Origin of the sequence: Sandarakinorhabdus sp. (genome assembly GCF_032115815.1) — a bacterium.
Classification (GTDB): Bacteria; Pseudomonadota; Alphaproteobacteria; order Sphingomonadales; family Sphingomonadaceae; genus Sandarakinorhabdus.
This window is the reverse complement of record NZ_JAUMBI010000255.1, coordinates 1-1,130: the sequence shown is the minus strand read 5'-3', so window position 1 is coordinate 1,130 and position 1,130 is coordinate 1. Positions and strand designations below refer to the sequence as shown.

1 protein-coding gene is annotated in these 1,130 nt (G+C 60.4%); it reads left to right on the top strand.

Annotation, left to right across the window (positions count from 1 at the left end; all coding sequences use genetic code 11):
- Window positions 1-984: sensor histidine kinase (locus RT662_RS14735; protein ID WP_313671442.1), on the top strand; the 984-nt coding region annotated here is incomplete at its 5' end.
- Window positions 985-1,130 lie beyond the last annotated feature (146 nt).

Here is a 1,130-nt window from a genome sequence, read left to right as displayed (position 1 = left end):
ATGCGAAGCCAAGGGCCTTCGGGGGATGCGATGATCTATGGCGTCACGAAGGATCAGCCGAATGCGGGCGGCTCGCTGCATTTCCTGATTGCCACGGACATGCGCCATCTTGATGACGTTGTGACGGCCTTTCAGCAGGAATTGCTGGCCTGGCTGGCTGCCTTGGCGGTGTTGCTGATTGCGGGCGCGGTGGTTGCCTTGCGCTTCGCAACGCGCCCGCTTGATCGGTTGGCGGCCAGCATCGCCCGGGTACGCGCCGGACAAGAGCAACGCATGGGAGACGTTTGGCCAACAGAGATCTTGCCCCTCGCCAACGATCTCGACCGCCTGATCGAAAGCCGAGAAGCCATGGTGGCGGCTGCCCGCATCGAGGCCGGCAATCTGGCCCATGGCCTGCGTACCTCGCTTGCCGTGTTGGCCGACGAAGCAGAAAGCCTGGCAGAACACGCGGCAGGCAAAACCCTTACGGCAGAATGCATGGCTATGGCCCGGCGGCTTGATTGGCACCTCGCCCGTGCGCGTGCTGCGGCCGGTCAGGGCGCCGTCATCGAAACCAGCTTGCCCGATGCGCTCAATCCCTTGATCAGCGCCATGCGACGTCTCCACGCGTCACGCCATATCCAGTTCACCGCCGAGGGTCCGGCCGTTCGGATCGCCATTGATCCTGATGCCTTTGCCGAGGTCCTGTCGAACCTGCTCGACAATGCGGGCAAGTGGGCCGCAAGCGAGGTTGCGGTGCACTGGCATGCCATTGATGGCAAAATCACCGTTGCAGTGATCGACGATGGCCCCGGCATCCCGGCCGAGACAATTGATGCGTTGTGGAAGCCCGGTGTGCGCCTCGATGAAAAAATGCCGGGCCATGGCCTGGGTTTGGCCATCGCGCTTGATCTAGTGCAGACCGCCAACGGCCAACTTGTGCTGAACAGTCGGGACGATCATCGAACCGGCACACAAGCCGTTCTCACGCTGGCAGCGCTTTAACCGGCTCTGGCAAGCTCAATGACAATGAATGTCGGCTTTTGGCCCGACTTGAACAGTCGAGCGAGAACATGAGTGGAACGCTTGGTTCCAAGTCATTGATAGTGTTGCGGTGGATTTTGAGCGATGAAAAAGTGTAGTAACAACAT